This window comes from Lutibacter sp. (genome assembly GCF_021647475.1).
In the GTDB taxonomy this organism is placed as follows: domain Bacteria; phylum Bacteroidota; class Bacteroidia; order Flavobacteriales; family Flavobacteriaceae; genus Lutibacter.
In genome coordinates this window covers 140,526-158,635 of record NZ_JAKIUR010000001.1, presented here as the reverse complement: position 1 = coordinate 158,635, position 18,110 = coordinate 140,526, and the positions used below count along the sequence as shown (strand labels likewise).

The 18,110-nt window shown below is 28.0% G+C and carries 23 protein-coding genes; 12 read left to right on the top strand and 11 right to left on the bottom strand.

From position 1 onward, the window contains the following. The 6 genes from L3J60_RS00800 to L3J60_RS00775 all read right to left on the bottom strand — a co-directional run. Nucleotides 1–484, bottom strand: a 484-nt coding sequence (locus L3J60_RS00800; protein WP_291973393.1) for a homogentisate 1,2-dioxygenase, incomplete at its 3' end; no start/stop codon positions are given. Nucleotides 485–783: 299 nt separating this feature from the next. Beyond that, nucleotides 784–1,032, bottom strand: coding sequence for a NifU family protein (locus tag L3J60_RS00795; RefSeq protein WP_291973392.1), 249 nt, complete (start codon nucleotides 1,030–1,032; stop codon nucleotides 784–786). A gap of 3 nt (nucleotides 1,033–1,035) precedes the next feature. Beyond that, the gene (locus L3J60_RS00790) at nucleotides 1,036–2,160 is read right to left on the bottom strand and encodes an Mrp/NBP35 family ATP-binding protein (RefSeq protein WP_291973391.1); all 1,125 of its coding nucleotides are present in this window, start codon (nucleotides 2,158–2,160) and stop codon (nucleotides 1,036–1,038) included. A gap of 118 nt (nucleotides 2,161–2,278) precedes the next feature. Then, the gene (locus L3J60_RS00785) at nucleotides 2,279–2,611 is read right to left on the bottom strand and encodes an MGMT family protein (protein ID WP_291973389.1); all 333 of its coding nucleotides are present in this window, start codon (nucleotides 2,609–2,611) and stop codon (nucleotides 2,279–2,281) included. 17 nt (nucleotides 2,612–2,628) lie between these two features. Beyond that, complete coding sequence (gene trmB / locus L3J60_RS00780) at nucleotides 2,629–3,300, bottom strand: tRNA (guanosine(46)-N7)-methyltransferase TrmB (RefSeq protein WP_291973387.1); 672 nt, start codon at nucleotides 3,298–3,300, stop codon at nucleotides 2,629–2,631. A 44-nt stretch (nucleotides 3,301–3,344) separates the two neighbouring features. Beyond that, nucleotides 3,345–3,539: a uracil phosphoribosyltransferase gene (locus L3J60_RS00775; protein WP_291973385.1), complete on the bottom strand. Its 195-nt coding sequence runs from the start codon at nucleotides 3,537–3,539 to the stop codon at nucleotides 3,345–3,347. A 40-nt stretch (nucleotides 3,540–3,579) separates the two neighbouring features. Between L3J60_RS00775 and L3J60_RS00770 the strand changes: the two genes are divergently transcribed. Then, complete coding sequence (locus L3J60_RS00770) at nucleotides 3,580–4,503, top strand: DUF6427 family protein (RefSeq protein ID WP_291973383.1); 924 nt, start codon at nucleotides 3,580–3,582, stop codon at nucleotides 4,501–4,503. Here the strand turns inward: L3J60_RS00770 and upp are convergent. Next, nucleotides 4,498–5,148 carry a uracil phosphoribosyltransferase gene (gene upp, locus L3J60_RS00765; protein ID WP_291973381.1) on the bottom strand — a complete coding sequence of 217 codons (651 nt, stop codon included), beginning with the start codon at nucleotides 5,146–5,148 and terminating at the stop codon, nucleotides 4,498–4,500. The genes L3J60_RS00770 and upp overlap by 6 nt on opposite strands. 116 nt (nucleotides 5,149–5,264) lie before the next feature. On the opposite strand from upp, the gene lysM reads away from it, so the two are divergent. Next, the gene (gene lysM, locus L3J60_RS00760; RefSeq protein WP_291973378.1) at nucleotides 5,265–5,732 is read left to right on the top strand and encodes a peptidoglycan-binding protein LysM; all 468 of its coding nucleotides are present in this window, start codon (nucleotides 5,265–5,267) and stop codon (nucleotides 5,730–5,732) included. Nucleotides 5,733–5,864: 132 nt separating this feature from the next. Here lysM and L3J60_RS00755 read toward each other — a convergent pair whose 3' ends face one another. Beyond that, nucleotides 5,865–6,899, bottom strand: a complete 1,035-nt coding sequence (locus L3J60_RS00755; protein ID WP_291973376.1) for a glycosyltransferase family 9 protein — start codon at nucleotides 6,897–6,899, stop codon at nucleotides 5,865–5,867. Between the two features lie 120 nt (nucleotides 6,900–7,019). Between L3J60_RS00755 and L3J60_RS00750 the strand changes: the two genes are divergently transcribed. Genes L3J60_RS00750 through L3J60_RS00725 form a run of 6 tightly spaced genes read left to right on the top strand, consistent with a single transcriptional unit; the run spans nucleotide 7,020 to nucleotide 12,031 of the window. Next, nucleotides 7,020–7,877 (top strand): YicC/YloC family endoribonuclease, encoded by an 858-nt coding sequence (locus L3J60_RS00750; RefSeq protein ID WP_291973374.1) that lies wholly within the window; start codon nucleotides 7,020–7,022, stop codon nucleotides 7,875–7,877. A gap of 14 nt (nucleotides 7,878–7,891) precedes the next feature. Further along, nucleotides 7,892–8,467, top strand: coding sequence for a guanylate kinase (gene gmk / locus L3J60_RS00745; protein WP_291973372.1), 576 nt, complete (start codon nucleotides 7,892–7,894; stop codon nucleotides 8,465–8,467). Continuing rightward, complete coding sequence (nadD, locus tag L3J60_RS00740; RefSeq protein ID WP_291973370.1) at nucleotides 8,464–9,042, top strand: nicotinate (nicotinamide) nucleotide adenylyltransferase; 579 nt, start codon at nucleotides 8,464–8,466, stop codon at nucleotides 9,040–9,042. Before gmk ends, nadD begins: the two co-directional genes overlap by 4 nt. 54 nt (nucleotides 9,043–9,096) lie before the next feature. After that, complete coding sequence (locus tag L3J60_RS00735) at nucleotides 9,097–9,969, top strand: M23 family metallopeptidase (RefSeq protein WP_291973369.1); 873 nt, start codon at nucleotides 9,097–9,099, stop codon at nucleotides 9,967–9,969. Next, nucleotides 9,969–11,465 carry a GH3 auxin-responsive promoter family protein gene (locus L3J60_RS00730; protein ID WP_291973367.1) on the top strand — a complete coding sequence of 499 codons (1,497 nt, stop codon included), beginning with the start codon at nucleotides 9,969–9,971 and terminating at the stop codon, nucleotides 11,463–11,465. Before L3J60_RS00735 ends, L3J60_RS00730 begins: the two co-directional genes overlap by 1 nt. After that, nucleotides 11,465–12,031 (top strand): MOSC domain-containing protein, encoded by a 567-nt coding sequence (locus tag L3J60_RS00725; protein WP_291973365.1) that lies wholly within the window; start codon nucleotides 11,465–11,467, stop codon nucleotides 12,029–12,031. The genes L3J60_RS00730 and L3J60_RS00725 overlap by 1 nt, the downstream gene beginning before the upstream one ends. A 339-nt stretch (nucleotides 12,032–12,370) precedes the next feature. On the opposite strand, the gene mscL is transcribed toward L3J60_RS00725, so the two are convergent. From mscL to L3J60_RS00710, 3 genes are read right to left on the bottom strand one after another with little or no spacing between them, the layout of a single operon-like run. Further along, on the bottom strand, nucleotides 12,371–12,784 hold the full coding sequence (mscL, locus tag L3J60_RS00720; protein ID WP_291973363.1) for a large conductance mechanosensitive channel protein MscL: 414 nt from the start codon (nucleotides 12,782–12,784) through the stop codon (nucleotides 12,371–12,373). 49 nt (nucleotides 12,785–12,833) lie between these two features. Beyond that, nucleotides 12,834–13,934: an alanine racemase gene (gene alr, locus L3J60_RS00715; protein WP_291973361.1), complete on the bottom strand. Its 1,101-nt coding sequence runs from the start codon at nucleotides 13,932–13,934 to the stop codon at nucleotides 12,834–12,836. Next, on the bottom strand, nucleotides 13,927–14,544 hold the full coding sequence (locus L3J60_RS00710; RefSeq protein WP_291973359.1) for a thymidine kinase: 618 nt from the start codon (nucleotides 14,542–14,544) through the stop codon (nucleotides 13,927–13,929). The genes alr and L3J60_RS00710 overlap by 8 nt, the downstream gene beginning before the upstream one ends. Before the next feature lie 180 nt (nucleotides 14,545–14,724). Here L3J60_RS00710 and L3J60_RS00705 point away from each other — a divergent pair, with 180 nt between their 5' ends. The 4 genes from L3J60_RS00705 (at nucleotide 14,725) to L3J60_RS00690 (ending at nucleotide 17,952) form a co-directional block, all read left to right on the top strand. Next, complete coding sequence (locus L3J60_RS00705; RefSeq protein ID WP_291973357.1) at nucleotides 14,725–15,453, top strand: hypothetical protein; 729 nt, start codon at nucleotides 14,725–14,727, stop codon at nucleotides 15,451–15,453. A gap of 139 nt (nucleotides 15,454–15,592) precedes the next feature. Continuing rightward, complete coding sequence (locus L3J60_RS00700; RefSeq protein WP_291973355.1) at nucleotides 15,593–16,228, top strand: hypothetical protein; 636 nt, start codon at nucleotides 15,593–15,595, stop codon at nucleotides 16,226–16,228. Nucleotides 16,229–16,351: 123 nt separating this feature from the next. Next, nucleotides 16,352–17,353 (top strand): DNA adenine methylase, encoded by a 1,002-nt coding sequence (locus tag L3J60_RS00695; RefSeq protein ID WP_291973353.1) that lies wholly within the window; start codon nucleotides 16,352–16,354, stop codon nucleotides 17,351–17,353. Then, a complete protein-coding gene (locus tag L3J60_RS00690; RefSeq protein WP_291973351.1) occupies nucleotides 17,350–17,952 on the top strand; it encodes a DUF4254 domain-containing protein in 603 nt (200 codons plus the stop codon). The genes L3J60_RS00695 and L3J60_RS00690 overlap by 4 nt, the downstream gene beginning before the upstream one ends. Nucleotides 17,953–18,110 lie beyond the last annotated feature (158 nt).

Here is an 18,110-nt window from a genome sequence, read left to right as displayed (position 1 = left end):
CAAAATCAATTTGATAAATTGTACCACGTGGAATTATTAAGTAATCACCGTATTTGAAATCTATGTTTCCGTACATGGTTTTTAGTGTTCCAGAACCAATATGAACAAATAGCATTTCATCGGCATCTGCATTTTTATAAAAATAGGATGAAGAAAATTCTTTTGGAGCGGCCAAACCAATGTGCAAATCGTTATTTACAAAAAGTGTTTTTCTGCTTTCTAAATAATCCGTTGTGGGTTTTAAAGAAAATCCTTTAAAACTGAGCGCTTTCATATTTTTGTTAATCGCAATTTTTGGAGTAACCTCTTTTACCTTTTTTATTTCGGTTACTACTGTTGGTGGATTTAAATGATAAATTAATGATGACATTCCTGCAAAACCAGCAGTTCCAAAAAGCTCTTCTTGATACAATCCTCCATTTGGATTTTCAAAAACAGTATGGCGTTTTGGTGGAATTTCACCTAAGGAATAATAGCTAGGCATAATTGATGATTTTAGTTAGTATTTAATATAAATCTCTTTAAAATTTAATCACCTTAAAAAAGTATTGAGGTTGATTTAAAATTGAGGTTGTGTTGTGTACATAAGAAAATTAATAAGTTGCCTATGTAAAATAGTTGACTCATTCAGGATCTCTCTTGATTAAGAATTTAAGAAGTAATAATAATTCTGTCCAAGGATTTTTCATACATTACAAATATAGCATATTTTTTTAGCATTAAAGCAATAAAAAAGAGCACTTTATGTGCTCTTTTTTTAATGAAATCTATTTTTATAGAACTTTAGAAAGAAATTCCGTTAACCTCAACAATACGTTTTATTTGTGGAGCATACTTTTTAATGGTAGCTTCCACACCATTTTTAAGTGTCATTTGATTAACTGAACAACCAATGCAAGCACCTTCTAGTTGAACACTAACAGTATCATTGGTTATTTCAACTAAAGAAATATTACCACCATCAGCTTCTAAAAATGGTCTAATTTCCTGTAAGGCTTGTTCAATGTTAATTCTTAATTCTTCCTTATCCATTATTTAGTTTGTGCTACATCCACTCAAGGCGGTAATTCTAACTACTTCTGTTGGAGGTAAAGCTTTATTTCTTTTCACTAATTCTGTAAGCATATTTTTTGTGATTTCAGAAAAGGCATTTTCTAATGGTGTATTGTCTTGTAAAGCCACAGGATGTCCAGCATCACAAGCTTCTCTAATACTTTGCACTAAGGGAACTTCTCCTAAAAATGTTGTATTGGAATCTTCTGCCAGATTTTTAGCTCCATCTTTTCCAAAAATATAATATTTATTGTTAGGTAATTCTTCAGGAGTAAAATAACTCATGTTTTCAACAATTCCCAAAACAGGAACATTAATATCTGCTTGAGCAAACATGGCAACACCTTTTTTAGCATCTGCTAAAGCAATGTTTTGAGGTGTACTAACAATTACAGCACCTGTAACGGCAACAGATTGTACAATTGATAAATGAATATCACCTGTTCCAGGAGGTAAATCAATTAATAAAAAGTCTAACTCGCCCCAGTTAGCATCAAATATCATTTGATTTAGTGCTTTTGAAGCCATTGCTCCACGCCAAATTACAGCTTGATTTGCACCTGTAAAAAACCCAAGGGATAATATTTTAACGCCATAACTTTCAATAGGTTGCATTTTTGATTGTCCGTCAACAGTAACAGATAATGGACGAGCATTTTCTACATCAAACATTAAATGAATAGAAGGTCCGTAAACATCGGCATCTAAAATACCAACTTTAAATCCCATTTTTTGTAAAGAGATTGCCATATTTGCGGTGATAGTAGATTTTCCAACACCACCTTTACCTGAAGCAATTGCTATAATATTTTGAACTCCTGGTAATTTATTTTCAACAGTGTTTATTGGCTTAACAGGAACAATTGCTTGTACGTTTACTTTTACATCGGTTTTTTGATCTACCAAGTCATGAATTACTTTCATGATTTCTACTTCCATTTTCTTTTTTGCTTGTAAAGATGGATTGCTAATGGTAACATCTACAATTACTTCTTTATCAAAAGTTACAATATTTTTTACTGCACCACTTTCAATTAAATTTTTGCCTTCACCAGGTGCCGTAATGGTTTCAAGGGCTTTTGTTATATCTTTTTTGTTAATTGCCATAATTGTTATATAAAATGATTCTAAACAACAAATATACAGAAGTTCTGTTGGATTAAAAATATATGCGTTAAAAAGAAGTGTTGAAGTTGTTACACATCATTTTTTGAAAATGAACTATTTAGCTTAATTCTTTTGATGGATTCCAAAAAACTTTTTCAAAATTTTGAATTTGATTTTCAATTACAATAATTCCTTCGTTTTCTAATAATTGTTGCATTAAATTAGTTCCGTCAAAATGATGTTTACCGGTTAATAATCCTTTTTGATTTACCACTCTATGTGCAGGAATTAAATCATTTCCATGAGAAGCATTCATTGCCCAACCAACCATTCTGGCAGATTTTGCAGTGCCCAAATAAGTTGCAATTGCTCCATAACTAGTAACTTTTCCGTAAGGAATTAATTTTGCAACGTCATAAACTTTGTCAAAAAAGCCTTCTGATTTTTTCATTCAATAAAAATAATAAATTAATATTGAAGTCTAAATTTTATGTAAGTTATAGGTTTTCCTGTTTCTAAATACTGACTTTCATAAAAAGTTTGTGTTGAGGTAACTTCAGCAGGAGAAACATAATTTTTGTAGATATTATGATGTGCATAGATAATTTCATGACCTTCACCGTGTAACAATCCTAAAGTATATCCGTGCATAAATTCACTATCTGTTTTTAAATGAACCACACCTTCAGGTTTTAAAATGGTATGATATTTTTTTAGAAAATCAGAATTTGTTAATCGGTGTTTGGTGCGTTTATATTTAATTTGAGGATCAGGGAAAGTAATCCAAATTTCGCTTACTTCATTTTCAGCAAATAATAAATCAATAAGTTCAATTTGAGTTCTTAAAAAACAAACATTGGTTAAATTTTCTTCCAAGGCGGTTTTAGCTCCTCGCCAAAAACGAGCACCTTTTATATCAATACCAATATAATTTATATTTGGATTTTTGCGTGCTAAAGCAATAGTGTATTCACCTTTTCCACAACCTAATTCTAAAATAATAGGATTATCATTTTTAAAAAAAGAATTCCATTTTCCTTTTAAGTAAAATCCTTTAAGAACTTCAGATCTAGTTGGTTGAATTACGTTTTTAAAGGTTTCATTTTCACGAAATCTTTTTAGTTTGTTTTTGCTTCCCACAAATAGTGTGATTAAAAATAAAAATTATCAAAGACAAAAAATTATTAGTCTTCTATTTTTTGGTATTTTCTTAATTGATTTAACCAGTAAAAAAAACCGATAATGGCAATTAAAATTAATACCCAGCTAAATGTATTTTGTTCCCACCAATTATGCATAAATCGCACAGAGTCGAATGGTTCAAAAAATACATTCACAAAAAAATTACCAATAGCTCTAAAAATATTGTTTGCAATCATATCTTAATTATATTTACAGGCAAAAGTAAAGAATAAAGTAATGATTGCAAATTTTTTTAAAAAATCAAAGCCAGCTGGAATTATTTTAATAATAGGTCTGTTATTTATTTATTACTTTTTTGCAACGTTTTATGTTTCTGCTAATAATTTATCTATCAATTTATTTGGTAATATATTGATTTTGTTTGTATTAGGTGTTATTTGGGTGTTGGTGTTTAATTTTATTGTTTCTAAAAACAAATTAACGCTTGATAATTTATACGGATTATTATTAGGGGTAATTTTTTTAGGAACGTTTTATGAAAGCATGTTTTCTTCTAAATTATTGCTTACAAATATTCTATTATTATTAGCTTTTCGTAAAATTTATAGTTTGTCAAGCAATTTAAATACTAAAATGAAATTGTTTGATGTGGCTTTTTGGATAGGAATTGCATCGCTAATATATTTTTGGAGTTTTTTATTTTTTATATTGATTTATGTTGGAATTATATTATACAAAAAAGTTTCTATAAGAAATTTAATAATACCAATTGTAGGATTTATAACTCCAATTTTTTTGTATTTTACGTATTGTTTTTATTTAAATAAGTTACCTCTTTTTTATCAAAAGTTTGATATAAATTTTAGTTTAGATTTTAATTATTATAGCCTAACAAAATATTTATTACCCTTAATTTTGATAAGTTTAATGATTATTTGGTCAATAATAAGAGTTACGCCAAGCATTGTTTTGGTTAGTAATAAACTTAAGCAAAAATGGATATTATTACTAAATCATTTAGTTGTTGCAATAATTGTGGTTGGATTGTCAGAAATAAAAAATGGTTCTGAATTACTATTTTTAATATTTCCAGCAGCAATTATTATTGCTAATTTTATTCCTAAATTAAAATCATCGTTGTTTAAAAACGTAATAATATATTTGTTTTTGGCACTATCAATTAGTGTTTATTTTTTATAATTTTCCCCCAAACGCTAAGTCACCAGCATCACCTAAGCCAGGTATAATATAACCGTGTTCATTAAGGGTATCATCAACAGTGGCTACCCATAATTTTGTGTTTTCAGGAAAATAATTTTTAATGTAATTTATTCCTTCAGTAGAAGCAATAACACAAGCTATATGAATTTCTTTTGGAGTTCCATTTTGTTTTAATCCTTCATAAACACTTACTAATGATCTTCCTGTTGCAAGCATAGGGTCGGCCAATATTAAAATTTTATCCGTTAAATCTGGAGAAGCAAAATATTCTACTTTTATTTCAAAATCATTTTCATTAATATATTTTCTATATGCCGATATAAAAGCATTTTCAGCATCATCAAAATAATTTAAAATTCCTTGATGCAAAGGTATTCCTGCTCTTAAAATAGAGCAAATAACAACATCTTTTTGTGGAACTTGAATGGTTTTAATTCCTAATGGAGTTTCAATATTTTCTGAATTAAATTTTAGAGTTTTACTTAATTCAAAAGCAGTAATTTCACCAATACGTTCAATATTTCTTCTAAATCGCATGGCATCTTTTTGGATATTTTTATCTCTAATTTCGGCTATAAATTTATTTAAAATAGAAATTTCAGAATCTAATATAGTAACTTGCATACATTCATAATTTAATACAAAAATAATATTTTAATTTTTTGTTTTTGGATAAAATTGCATTTATAATTTTTTGTATATTTAGAACAGAATAATTATTAATTTAAAAAGAAAAAGTTATGGGTTTATTTTCATTTATTAAAGATGCTGGTGCTAAAGTTTTTGGAATAGGAAAAACAACCGAAGAAGAATCTGCTGAAGCCGCAAAAGAGAAAGCAAGTAAATTAACAAACGCTGTAGAAACCTTAGGTTTTGAAGTATTAGATTTAAATATTGAGGTTGAGGGTGATACTGCCACTATTTGGGGACAAGCAAATTCTCAAGAAACTCGTGAAAAAGTAGTATTAGTTGTTGGAAATACAGAAGGAATTGCTTCTGTTGATGATAGAATGACAGTAGTTATTGAAGAACCTGAAGCCCAATTTTATACCGTAGTAAAAGGTGATTATTTGAGTAAAATTGCTAAAAAATATTATGGTGATGCTATGAAATACAAGGTTATTTTTGAAGCAAACAAACCAATGTTATCAGATCCTGATAAAATTTATCCTGGTCAGGTTTTAAGAATTCCTGCTTTAGAAAAATAGCTATCTTAAAAGTCTTAAAAAAATCGTCATTCTGAATTTAATTCAGAATCTCATCTTGTAGATTACCAGTAATTATGAGAACCTGAATTAAATTCAGGTTGACGAAAATTTCACTTTTAAGACAGCCTTTTTTTATACTATTTCTTTTATTTTAGCTACTACTTTTTTTGGTGGAATACTTTCCATAATATTTTCATAACCTTCACAAACTTTATTCCCATATATGGAACATGGAATATTAGGATATTTTTTTAAATCTGGAAGAATACAATTTGTTAAAGGTTGATTAAATGGAGCAAAACCAGCAAAAGGATGTGTAACACCCCAAAGTGTAATGGTTTTTACGCCTAACATTGCTGCAAAATGAGCATTACCAGAATCCATGCTTAGCATAACATCAAGATTTGAAATTAGAGCAAGTTCTTTTTCTAAAGAAAGTTTACCTGCAATATTTATGGTGTTTTTATAACTTAATGCTATTTCATTTAATAATTCAACTTCTTTTTTACCACCACCAAATAATAATATTTTGTAAGATGAGTTTTTAGATAACCTTTCAATTACTTTTTTCATTTGAGATAATGGATACATCTTAGAATTATATTGTGCAAACGGAGCAATACCAATCCAAGGCTGTTTTTTTACTTCTGTTATGGCAATTATTTCTGAAGTTAATTCTTGTATAGCAGGAAATATTGGTTTTTTTAAATTTAAAGGATAACCTAATTTTCTAAAAACATCAGCATAACGTTCATGGGAAGTTTTAAGTTGTTTAAAAACTTTATTTTTTGTTCTAGTTAAGGCTTTCTTTCCTGTTCTACCTTTATTAATATAAGCAGTTTTTATAAAAAAAATTTTAAAAAAAGTTCTTAAAATAATAGACCTGAGTACACTATGTAAATCGGCAACAGCAGTAAAATTTAGAACTTTTAATTCTTTAAACAACTTATATATTCCTATAAATCCTTTATGTTTTCCTTTAACATCTGCTGTGTAGAAAGTAACATTTTCTATATTAGAAAATAAAGGTTTCAAAAATGATTTTGACAGTATCGTAATTTTTACCGAAGGATGTTGTAATAAAAAAGCTCTTATTACAGGAACGGTCATAGCAACATCTCCTAAAGCTGATAAACGAATTACTAAAATGTGTTGATTTTTCTTCAAAAGGAAATAAATTTTATTTAGCAAAAATAGGATAAGTTGAAGTACAATAAAAATTAAATCTTTTCTTAAGAAAAATTCAAAATTAAATTTATGTAAATTTGTCTAAATTTTAGAATACCTATGATACAATCTATGACTGGATACGGCAAAACCGTATTGCAACTTCCCACAAAAAAAATTACAATTGAATTAAAATCATTAAACAGTAAAAACTTAGATGTAAATGTCAGAATGCCATCTTATTATAGAGAAAAAGAATTAGACATTCGTAAAAAATTAGCCTCAAAATTAAGTAGAGGGAAAATAGATTTTTCAATTTATATTGAGAATAACGGAGGAGAAGTACATTCTAAAGTAAATGAAAATACAGTAAAAGAATACATGAATCAATTGAGAAAAATTGTTGACTCTCATGAAATAGATTTACTAAAAATGGCTGTTCGTTTACCCGATTCTTTAAAAACAGAACGAGAAGAGTTAGATGAAGAAGAATGGAAACAAATTGAAATGACCATTGATAAAACCATAACCAAAATTATTTTGTACAGAATAGATGAAGGCAAGGCATTATTAAATGATTTTGAGTTACGTATTTTAAATATTGAAAATATTTTAGAAAAAATAATAGCAATAGATCCTCAACGAATTACGCAGGTTAGAGAGCGTTTGCAAAAAGCTATTGAAGAGTTAGAAGCAAAAATTGATAAAAATCGTTTTGAGCAAGAACTTATTTATTACATTGAAAAGTTAGATATTACCGAAGAAAAAGTTCGTTTAAAAAATCATTTAAATTATTTTAAAAAAGAGCTTAAGAGTGAAATTTCTAATGGAAAAAAATTAGCATTTATTACCCAAGAAATGGGAAGAGAAATAAACACTATGGGTTCAAAATCTAACTTTGCAGCAATGCAAAATTTAGTAGTTCAAATGAAAGATGAGCTTGAAAAAATTAAAGAGCAAAGTCTTAATGTTTTATAAATTAGAACGTATTAATGAAAAAAACAGGTAAACTTATTGTGTTTTCAGCACCTTCAGGATCAGGGAAAACAACCATTGTACACCATTTATTGCAATATAAAGGACTGAATTTAGATTTTTCTATTTCAGCAACTTCCCGTAAAAAAAGAGGGAATGAAATTAATGGAAAAGATTATTATTTCATTTCTTTAAAAGAATTTCAAGAACACATTAAAAATAATGATTTTGTTGAATGGGAAGAAGTATATACCAACAATTTTTATGGAACTTTAAAAAAAGAAATTGAACGTATTTGGGCATTAGGAAAGCATGTGATTTTTGATATTGACGTAAAAGGAGGCTTAAATATTAAATCTCGATATCCTGAGCAAACACTTGCTGTTTTTGTTCAACCACCATCTATATCAGAAATGGAACGTAGGTTAAGAAATAGAAAAACTGATAGTGAAGAAAAAATTAAAGAGCGAGTTCTAAAAGCTGAAAAAGAGTTGAAATTTGCAGAAGATTTTGATGTAATTTTAGTAAATGATCAATTAGAAACAGCAAAAAAGAACGCCTATAACTTAGTTAACAAATTTATTAATAAATGAAAGTAGGATTGTTTTTTGGTTCATTTAATCCAATTCACGTTGGACATATGGTTATTGCAAATTATATGGCTGAGTTTTCCGATTTAGATGAAGTTTGGCTAGTTATAACACCAATGAGTCCGTTTAAGCAAAAAGCAACTTTGCTAAGCAATTACCACAGGTTAGCTATTGCAAATATTGCAGTTGAAAATTATGCTAAACTAAAAACTTCATCTATTGAATTTAAATTACCTCAACCAAATTACACCATAAATACCTTAATTCATTTAGAAGAAAAATACCCAAACATTAATTTCAATTTAATTATGGGCGAAGATAATTTGCAAAGTTTTCATAAGTGGAAAAATTATGAAACTATTCTTAAAAATTATCATTTGTATGTGTATCCTCGTGTAAATTCAAAACCAATTAAAGAGGAATTTAAAAATCATCAAAATATTCATTTTGTTGCGGCTCCTATCATTCAAATTTCATCAACATTTATTAGAAAAGCCATTAAAAATCATAAGGATATTAGTACAATGTTACCATTAAAAGTTTGGAATTATATTGATGAAATGAATTTTTACAAATAACAAACTAAAACTAATTCATCTAAATATTCGTTATATTGTTGAGCATTTATAATTATGGCAAAAACAACCAAAAATAAAAAAAGGTTTAAACAAAAATTAATTGATAAATATCGATTAGTAGTTTTAAACGAAGACACATTTGAAGAAAAATTATCCTTTAAATTAAATCGATTAAATGTGTTTATTTTTGGGAGTGTTTTCTCAATAGCTCTTATTATCGGCACCATTTTTTTAATTGCATTTACTCCTTTAAAAGAATATATTCCTGGATATTCTTCAACAAGATTAAAAAAAGAAGCAACACAATTAGTTTACAAAACTGATTCTTTAGAGCAAGTTTTAAAGGTTAATAATCAGTATCTTCAAAACCTTAGAGAACTATTAACCGGCAAAATACCTGAAGTAAAGTTTAATAAAGATTCTGCTATGCAGGCAGTTAAAAAACTAAATAGAGATTCATTAAATTTAGAACCTTCTGAAAACGATTTAAATTTTAGAAAAGAAGTAGAAAGTGAAGACCGATACAGTCTTTTTAATCCTGCTAAGAAAACATCAGAAGTTGTGTTTTTTGCTCCATTAACAGGTACAATAACAGATAGATTTAACATTGAAAGTAAACATTTTGCCATTGATATTGCTGTAGCTACAGGAACCCCGGTAAAAGCTGTTGCCGATGGTACCGTAATTTTTGCCGGTTGGACTTCAAATACAGGTAATGTAATTATTTTGCAGCATGCAGCAGGATTTATTTCCGTTTATAAGCACAATAGTGTATTGCATAAGCAAGAAGGAGATATGGTGAAATCAGGAGAAGTTATCGCAGCTTCAGGTAATACAGGAGAATTTACTACGGGAGCACATTTACATTTTGAATTGTGGAGTGAAGGACTTCCTGTAAATCCCGAAAATTATATTGATTTTGAATAATGATTAAAATTAAATCCATTTTAGCAAAACCTTTTGCAAAACAAATTGCTACTAAATTTTATAAACAAAGCAATAATGCAATTGCCTTGCAACAAAAAGTATTTAAAAAATTAATTAATCAGGCTAAAAATACTCAATTTGGTAAAGATCATCATTTTAACAAAATTAGAACTTATCAAGATTTTAAAAAGCAAGTTCCTATAAAAGATTACGAAGCTCTTAAACCTTATTTTGATAAAGTTAAAAAAGGAAAAGAAAATGTTTTATGGCCAGGAAAACCAATTTATTTTGCAAAAACTTCTGGGACAACTTCAGGAGCAAAATATATTCCACTTACTAAAGAATCTATGCCAACTCATATTTCGGCAGCACGTAATGCGTTATTATTGTACATCAATCAAACTAACAAATCTGATTTTGTAAATGGTAAAATGATTTTTTTACAAGGAAGTCCTGAATTGCACGATACTAACGGAATAAAAACTGGTCGTCTTTCAGGAATTGCAGCACATTACGTACCTAAATATTTAACAAAAAACAGAATGCCAAGTTGGGAAACTAATTGTATTGATGATTGGGAAACAAAGGTTGATGCCATAGTAGAGGAAACAGTTAATGAAGATATGACTTTAATTAGTGGAATTCCAAGCTGGGTACAAATGTACTTTGAAAAATTAATTGAAAAAACAGGAAAAAAAGTAGGAGAAATTTTTCCAAACTTTAATTTGTTTGTTTACGGAGGAGTAAATTTTGAGCCTTACAGAAATAAATTTGAAGATTTAATTGGGAGAAAAGTGGATACCGTTGAATTATATCCAGCTTCTGAAGGATTTATGGCTTTTCAAGATTCACAATCCGAGAAAGGAATGATGCTTTTAGTAGATAATGGCATGTTTTATGAATTTATTCCATCTGATGAATTTTTTGATGAAAATCCAACGCGTATTTCATTAAAAGATGTAGAAATTGGTGTAAACTATGTATTAATTTTAAATACAAACGCAGGACTTTGGGGTTATAATATTGGAGACACTGTTGCGTTTGTTTCTTTAAATCCACCAAAAATTATAGTTACTGGTAGAATTAAACATTTTATTTCTGCCTTTGGTGAACATGTAATTGGTAAAGAAGTGGAACAAGCTTTAAATGAAAACACCATAAATTCTGAAATAAAAATTAATGAGTTTACAGTTGCTCCACAAATTACACCAATAGATGAATTACCGTATCATGAATGGTTTATTGAATTTGAAAATGAGCCAAAAAACATGAGTGAGTTTGCAAAAAATATAGATAAATCATTACAACATCAAAACAGTTATTATTTAGATTTAATAGAAGGTAATATTTTACAACCTTTAAAAATAACTCCAATACTAAAAGGCGGATTTAATAATTATATGAAATCGATTGGAAAATTAGGTGGACAAAATAAAGTTCCAAGATTGTCAAACGACAGAAAAATTGCTAATGAATTACTAAAATTTAAAGCATAATGAAAGTGATTTCAGTAAATATTGGAAAAAAAGAAAAGCTAATTTATAATGATAAAGAAATAGTTACAGGAATTTTAAAATATCCAGTAAATACTTTTATAACTTTAGGTAAAGAAGATGTTGAAAATGATGTGGTTGTAGATAGAAGATATCACGGAGGAATTGACCAAGCAGTCTATGCTTATTCCGAAAATCATTATAAGTATTGGAAAGATTTATATCCGAATTTAGATTGGCATTTTGGAATGTTTGGCGAAAACTTAACCATTTCTAATCTTGATGAGACAGAAATTAATGTTGGTAATGTTTATAAATTAGGTGAAACTATTATTGAAGTAACAAAACCAAGAACACCTTGTAAAAAACTAGGAATTGTATTTAAAACACAACATTTTTTAAAACAATTCTGGAATACTTCTAAAAGTGGTGTTTATTTTAAAGTTTTACAATTAGGAAATGTTACGGTTGGAGATGAATTAATTCTAATAAAGAAAACAGAAAATTCTCCAACTATTACTGAAGTTTATAATGGTAAAAAGAAAAAAAGGAGGTCTAAAAAGTCTTGAAAAGCTCGTCATTCTGGATTTAATTCAGAATCTCATCTTACAATTACCAGTTGCTCATAGAACCTGAAACAAGTTCAGGTTGACGAAAACATCACTTTTTAGATCTCCTTTTTTTAAAAACCTGAGTTCGATGTAAGAAAATAAATACTGGGTTGAAAATCAACAAGCTACGTCATTGCGATGAATGAAGCAAAGCGAAATGAGGAAGCAATCTCCTTTTTATGAAAAGATTACTTCAAATTATGGCACTACATTTATAATTTTCGCAATGACATTTTGATTTTCAGTTATTTAAAGTAAATCCTTAGGTTGAACTCAGGTTAAAAATAAAATTTTAGTTTATTTTTTAGAAAGTAAATCTCTTATTTCAATTAATAATTCTTCTTGAGTTGGACCTTTTGGAGCTTCAGGAGCTGCTTCAACAGGTTTTTTAGTTTTGTTATATGCTTTTACAATTATAAACATTACTAATCCAACAATTAATAAATTAATAATGGTGTTAATCCAAGCACCATATGCAATAACTGCTCCTCCTGCTTTTTTAGCAGCTTCTAAAGTTGCATATTCTTTACCATCCATGGCGTAAAGAAGATTTCCAAAATCTATTCCACCAGTAAAATACCCAACAAATGGCATGGCAATATTGTTTACAAATCCTTTAATAACTAAGCCAAGAGCCCCAGCCATAATTACAGCAACTGCAAAATCAATTACATTTCCTGTCATAATGAAATTCTTAAATTCTTTTAACATTTTTTTTATTTTAGTTGATTATTAAGAATCAAATGTAGCAAATTAACATTTATTTAACAACTCTATTAACTCTTTGTGAAATCGCAGTAATGAGTTCGTAAGAAATAGTATTTGATTTTTGAGCTAAATCTTCAATATGTTGTTGGTTTTTATAAATAATTACTTCATCACCTTCTTCACATTCTATATTAGTAACATCAATCATAATCATATCCATACAAACGTTTCCTATAATTGGTGCTTTTTTATTATTTACATAAACATAACCTTTTTTGTTTCCTAATTGTCTAGAAATTCCATCGGCGTGACCAATAGGAATTGTAGCGGATTTTATTGTTTTAGTTGCTTTAAAAGCTCGGTTATAACCTACGGAATCTCCTTTTTGAATAGTATGAATTTGTGATATAATAGATTTTAAAATAAGTACATTTTTTAATTTTGAAGTTTCTTCTGCATCATTTCCAAAACCATATAATCCAATGCCTAGTCTAACCATATCAAATTGAGCTTCAGTATTGTAATTAATTATGCCAGAAGTATTTAACATGTGTTTTATGGGTGAGGAGCTTAATTTTTTATCAAATTCAGTAATAATAGTTTTGAAAATTGAAATTTGTTGTAAAGTAAAATTACGTTCCTTTACATCTTCACTAGCAGCAATATGTGAAAAAATAGAAGCTACTTTTATAGTTTTTTGAAGTTCAAGTATTTTTATCAATTTAGCTACATCCTGTTTATTAAATCCTAACCGATTTAAACCTGTATTAAATTTTAAGTGAATAGGATAATTATTTAATGAAAGTTTTTTAGCATCTTTTAAAAATGCTTTTAAAAGTTTAAATGAATAAATATTAGGTTCTAATTGGTATTCAACAATTTTATTAAAATTAGAAATTACTGGGTGCAATACCAAAATGGGATTTATAATTCCTGCTTTTCGTAAAGCAATGCCTTCATCTAAATAAGCTACTGCAAAATAGGAAACCTTGTCTGCTAAAAATTTTGAAATTTCAACAGCACTACTTCCATATCCAAAAGCTTTTACAACCGCTAATATTTTAGTGTTACTTTCAAGCTTTTTTTTAAAATAATTTAGGTTAAATTCTAATGAATTTAAATTTATTTCAAGGATAGTTACATGATTACTCATCTTGTTTTTTGGATTTAGCCTTTTCTAGTTTTTGTTTATTCATAGCTTTAAAATACGCAGATCGGCTAAGTGGCTCATATTCTTGTGTTTCACCTAACATTACCAATTCATCACCATCTGCAGTTCTATGACTATAATGTGCTAAATTTCCTGTTCTGGTGCAAACGGCATGTACTTTTGTAACATATTCGGCTGTTGCCATTAACGCTGGCATAGGTCCAAACGGATTTCCTTTAAAATCCATATCTAAACCAGCAACAATAACTCGAACACCACGGTTTGCTAAATCATTACAAACGGCTACAATTTCATCATCAAAAAATTGAGCTTCGTCAATGCCAACTACATCAACGTCATTAGCTAAAATTCTAATATTTGCCGAAGAAGGAACGGGTGTTGATCTAATTTCATTAGCATCGTGTGAAACTACCATCTCTTCATCATATCTAATATCAATAGAAGGTTTAAAAATTTCAACTTTTTGCTTTGCAAATTTGGCACGTTTAAGTCTGCGGATTAATTCTTCTGTTTTACCAGAAAACATAGATCCACAAATTACTTCAATCCAGCCAAATTGTTCATTATAATTTACGGTATTTTCAAGAAACATTTTGTAATTTCACAATTCAAAGGTTATGATAAATTTAGTTTTGAACAAAACGAAATTAAAAATAGGTTTTATTTATTTTAAATTTGTAAATGTTCTAATATAGAAACAAGTTTTAAATTGTTTTTATAAATACAAATTTATTAAAAATAACACACTAAAAATTATTTAACACCGCAACTTATGCACAAAAAATTAGAAGCAGAATTAGTTAGTTTGGCTCACAGCATTTTAGCACTTGAAAATAATGAAAATATTGAAATTTTATATACAAAAGCACAAGCTATTTATGAAAAACTAGCGATTGCTAAATTTTTGAGTGAGCAAAAGGAATTGGAAGAAAAAACTATTTTAGAAACCCAAGAAGAATTTGTAGAAATAGAAACTAAATTCAACAAAGAGATAACTGACGAAATAGTTCAAAAAATTGAAAACGAGCAAGATAACTTTAATAAAGTTCCTGATTTTGAAGAAATTGAATTTTCTATTAGTGAAGATGAATCTACTTTAGAAAAAGAAGAAAACACAGAAAAATCTACTTTTAAAACTTCTTTAGAAGAAGAATTTAAAGACGCTGTATCTGCAACTGAAGCTAATAAAATATTTGAAAACGTAACTAAAGAAAACCCTGTTATTTCTGAGGAAAATTCATTTAAAAATAGAACTTTAAATGATGCTTTGTTTAAAAATAATTTACAAATTGGGTTAAATGATCGGATAGCTTTTGTAAATCAATTATTTGATGGAAGTCAAGAAGATTTTAACCGTGTAATTTCACAATTAAATACGTTTAATAATGAAGAAGATGCCAAAAATTTTGTGCTACATGTTGTTAAACCCGATTATAATTGGAGTGCTAAACTTGAATTTGAAGAACGATTACTTACCTTAATTGAGCGAAAATTCTTGTAAGTGCATGAAACTCTAAAAAGCACTGAACCTAACAGGTTTTTAAAACCTGTTAGGTTTAGTTTTTAATCAAGTTTTAAAATCAATTAGGCGTAAAATATGTTTATTGTTGTTTGCTAGCTAATTAATTATATTTGTACTTATGGATTATAAAAGGCTAGAAAAAGAATTAAAAAAAAGAACGATTTTTAACTACGAATGGGGAAGAAAACAGACCGATGAATTCGATAAACGCACCAATTTTATTTATAAAACCTATTCTTTTAAAACACTTTTAGAAAAAATTGAACTTCATTTTGGTAAAGACAAACGTAAAAACGATTTAAAAAATTACACTTTAAATCGTTGGTTTAATTTTTGGTCGGCAAAAGGTGTAGAAACCATTTTTTGCGAACATCAAAAAGTAAAAGCACATAAGAATTCTTATAATAAGTTCATAGATTTTTATATAGAAAACATTCCGTTTGACCATAAAACTACGGTTTTCCCAAAAGGGTTTAACAAATCGGTTACTTATGCTCAAAAACATCCAAAGGAATTAATAATTTGGTTGTACAAAAATCAAAGCAGCCAACAAAGACAACATTTCAAAAATCGATTATTTATTGTATTAATTGATAAAAACCATTCAAAAGAACATTGGAAATTAAAGGCAGAAATAAATTGGCTACAACAATTAATCTCAACTTATTTGCTTAATTTTGACCGTGCTAAATTAGTGGAATTGTCTTTTGATAATAAGCTTGTTTTTGCGGATATAATTTGGGCAATTAAATAGATAATAATTATATTCGTCATAGCGAATAAAATGAAGCAATCTGTCAGTTAAGGGTGAAATAACCACGTCACTTTATTCCTCGTTATGGCAGCTATTAAAAATTCGTAAAACGTACATTAAACTGTGAATTACATAGGTTCAAAAAATAAACTTTCATCCTTTTTAAAAAAATCCATCATAAATACGGTTGGTAACAATTTGTCGGAACTTGTTTTTTGTGATTTGTTTGCAGGCACTGGCATTGTTGGCAGAACATTTAAACCTCTAGTAAAGCAGGTAATTGCTAATGATATTGAATATTATAGTTACGTATTAACTAAAAATTATATTGAAAATCATCAAGAAATTGATATTAAAGATTATTTTGAAGTTTTAAATAATTTAGAAGAAGTAGAAGGATTTATTTTTAATAACTACAGTGAAAATGGAAAAGCCGCCCGATTGTATTTTTCTGCCGAAAATGGGAAAAAAATTGATGCGATTAGGCAACAAATAGAAATTTGGAAATCAAACAATCAAATTTCATTAAATGAATATTATTTTTTATTAGCATCGTTATTAGAAAGTGCCGATAAAGTTGCAAACACCGCTTCTGTATATGGTGCTTATTTAAAAAAAATAAAAAAAACAGCGGCAAAAAAATTAATATTTATTCCTGCAAACTATGAAATTACAAATAATTCTCATCAAGTTTTTAATGAAGATAGCAATGAATTAATTCAAAAAATTAAAGGAGATATTTTATATTTAGATCCGCCCTATAATGCACGGCAATACGGTGCAAATTATCATATTTTAAATACTATTGCTTTGTATGATGATTTTGAGCCAAAAGGAAAAACAGGATTACGCAATTATTATAAATCTTCTTATTGTAAAAAAGGAGCAGTAAAAAAAGCTTTTGAAGACTTAATTAAAAATGCTAAATTTAAATACATTTTTTTAAGCTATAATAACGAAGGATTAATGACTGAAAATGAAGTTAAAAACATTATGAAATCCTACGGAAAATATAGCTTAAAAACCACAAATTATAGGCGATTTAAAGCAGATAAAACCGAAAATAGAAACCATAAAGCAACGTCAACCGTTGAATATTTACATATTTTAGAAAAACAATTATGAACGCAAAACAATACAACGAACTTTTTGATAAGGTAATAACAAAATATCATGTTTTAGATAACGTGGATCAACCTTTTGAAAACCCTTTTGAAGCAAATTCATTTGAACATTTATTATATAGAAAATGCTGGATTGACACGGTTCAATGGCATTATGAAGATATTATTCGATTACCAGATATTGACCCAATTGAAGCTATTAAATTGAAGCGTAAAATTGATGCATCTAATCAAGATAGAACCGATATGGTTGAATATGTTGATAGCTATTTTTTAAATAAATTTAAAGAAGTTAAGGTTAAAAAAGGAGCAAAAATAAACTCTGAAACCCCAGCTTGGGCAATTGACCGTTTATCTATTTTAGCCTTAAAAATTTATCATATGAATGAAGAAGCAACAAGAGAAAGTGCTTCTGAAGAGCACAGAAATAAATGTCAGGTAAAACTAAATGTTTTGTTAGAGCAACGTGTAGATTTATCCACCGCTATTGATGATTTATTACATGATATTGCAACAGGAGAAAAGTTTATGAAAGTATATAAACAAATGAAAATGTATAATGATAAGGATACCAATCCAATGTTATATGCAAAAAAATAAAACAAAAGAGGCAGTATAAAAAGTGAAATTTTCGTCAACCTGAACTTGTTTCAGGTTCTCATAAAGATTGGTAATCATTAAAATGAGATTCTGAAACAAGTTCAGAATGACGGTTTTCAATACTTTTTTATACTGCCTCTTTTACATTTATAAAACTA

What these genes read in the sequence shown, in the direction of transcription:
- L3J60_RS00770 (WP_291973383.1), top strand. Translation starts at nt 3,580, where the DNA reads ATGATTGCAAATTTTTTTAAAAAATCAAAGCCAGCTGGAATTATTTTA.
- lysM (WP_291973378.1), top strand. Translation starts at nt 5,265, where the DNA reads ATGGGTTTATTTTCATTTATTAAAGATGCTGGTGCTAAAGTTTTTGGA.
- L3J60_RS00700 (WP_291973355.1), top strand. Translation starts at nt 15,593, where the DNA reads ATGGATTATAAAAGGCTAGAAAAAGAATTAAAAAAAAGAACGATTTTT.
- L3J60_RS00795 (WP_291973392.1), bottom strand. Translation starts at nt 1,032, where the DNA reads ATGGATAAGGAAGAATTAAGAATTAACATTGAACAAGCCTTACAGGAA.
- alr (WP_291973361.1), bottom strand. Translation starts at nt 13,934, where the DNA reads ATGAGTAATCATGTAACTATCCTTGAAATAAATTTAAATTCATTAGAA.
- L3J60_RS00730 (WP_291973367.1), top strand. Translation starts at nt 9,969, where the DNA reads ATGATTAAAATTAAATCCATTTTAGCAAAACCTTTTGCAAAACAAATT.
- L3J60_RS00710 (WP_291973359.1), bottom strand. Translation starts at nt 14,544, where the DNA reads ATGTTTCTTGAAAATACCGTAAATTATAATGAACAATTTGGCTGGATT.
- L3J60_RS00790 (WP_291973391.1), bottom strand. Translation starts at nt 2,160, where the DNA reads ATGGCAATTAACAAAAAAGATATAACAAAAGCCCTTGAAACCATTACG.
- L3J60_RS00785 (WP_291973389.1), bottom strand. Translation starts at nt 2,611, where the DNA reads ATGAAAAAATCAGAAGGCTTTTTTGACAAAGTTTATGACGTTGCAAAA.
- nadD (WP_291973370.1), top strand. Translation starts at nt 8,464, where the DNA reads ATGAAAGTAGGATTGTTTTTTGGTTCATTTAATCCAATTCACGTTGGA.
- gmk (WP_291973372.1), top strand. Translation starts at nt 7,892, where the DNA reads ATGAAAAAAACAGGTAAACTTATTGTGTTTTCAGCACCTTCAGGATCA.
- L3J60_RS00735 (WP_291973369.1), top strand. Translation starts at nt 9,097, where the DNA reads ATGGCAAAAACAACCAAAAATAAAAAAAGGTTTAAACAAAAATTAATT.
- L3J60_RS00750 (WP_291973374.1), top strand. Translation starts at nt 7,020, where the DNA reads ATGATACAATCTATGACTGGATACGGCAAAACCGTATTGCAACTTCCC.
- L3J60_RS00705 (WP_291973357.1), top strand. Translation starts at nt 14,725, where the DNA reads ATGCACAAAAAATTAGAAGCAGAATTAGTTAGTTTGGCTCACAGCATT.
- L3J60_RS00725 (WP_291973365.1), top strand. Translation starts at nt 11,465, where the DNA reads ATGAAAGTGATTTCAGTAAATATTGGAAAAAAAGAAAAGCTAATTTAT.
- upp (WP_291973381.1), bottom strand. Translation starts at nt 5,148, where the DNA reads ATGCAAGTTACTATATTAGATTCTGAAATTTCTATTTTAAATAAATTT.
- L3J60_RS00775 (WP_291973385.1), bottom strand. Translation starts at nt 3,539, where the DNA reads ATGATTGCAAACAATATTTTTAGAGCTATTGGTAATTTTTTTGTGAAT.
- L3J60_RS00690 (WP_291973351.1), top strand. Translation starts at nt 17,350, where the DNA reads ATGAACGCAAAACAATACAACGAACTTTTTGATAAGGTAATAACAAAA.
- mscL (WP_291973363.1), bottom strand. Translation starts at nt 12,784, where the DNA reads ATGTTAAAAGAATTTAAGAATTTCATTATGACAGGAAATGTAATTGAT.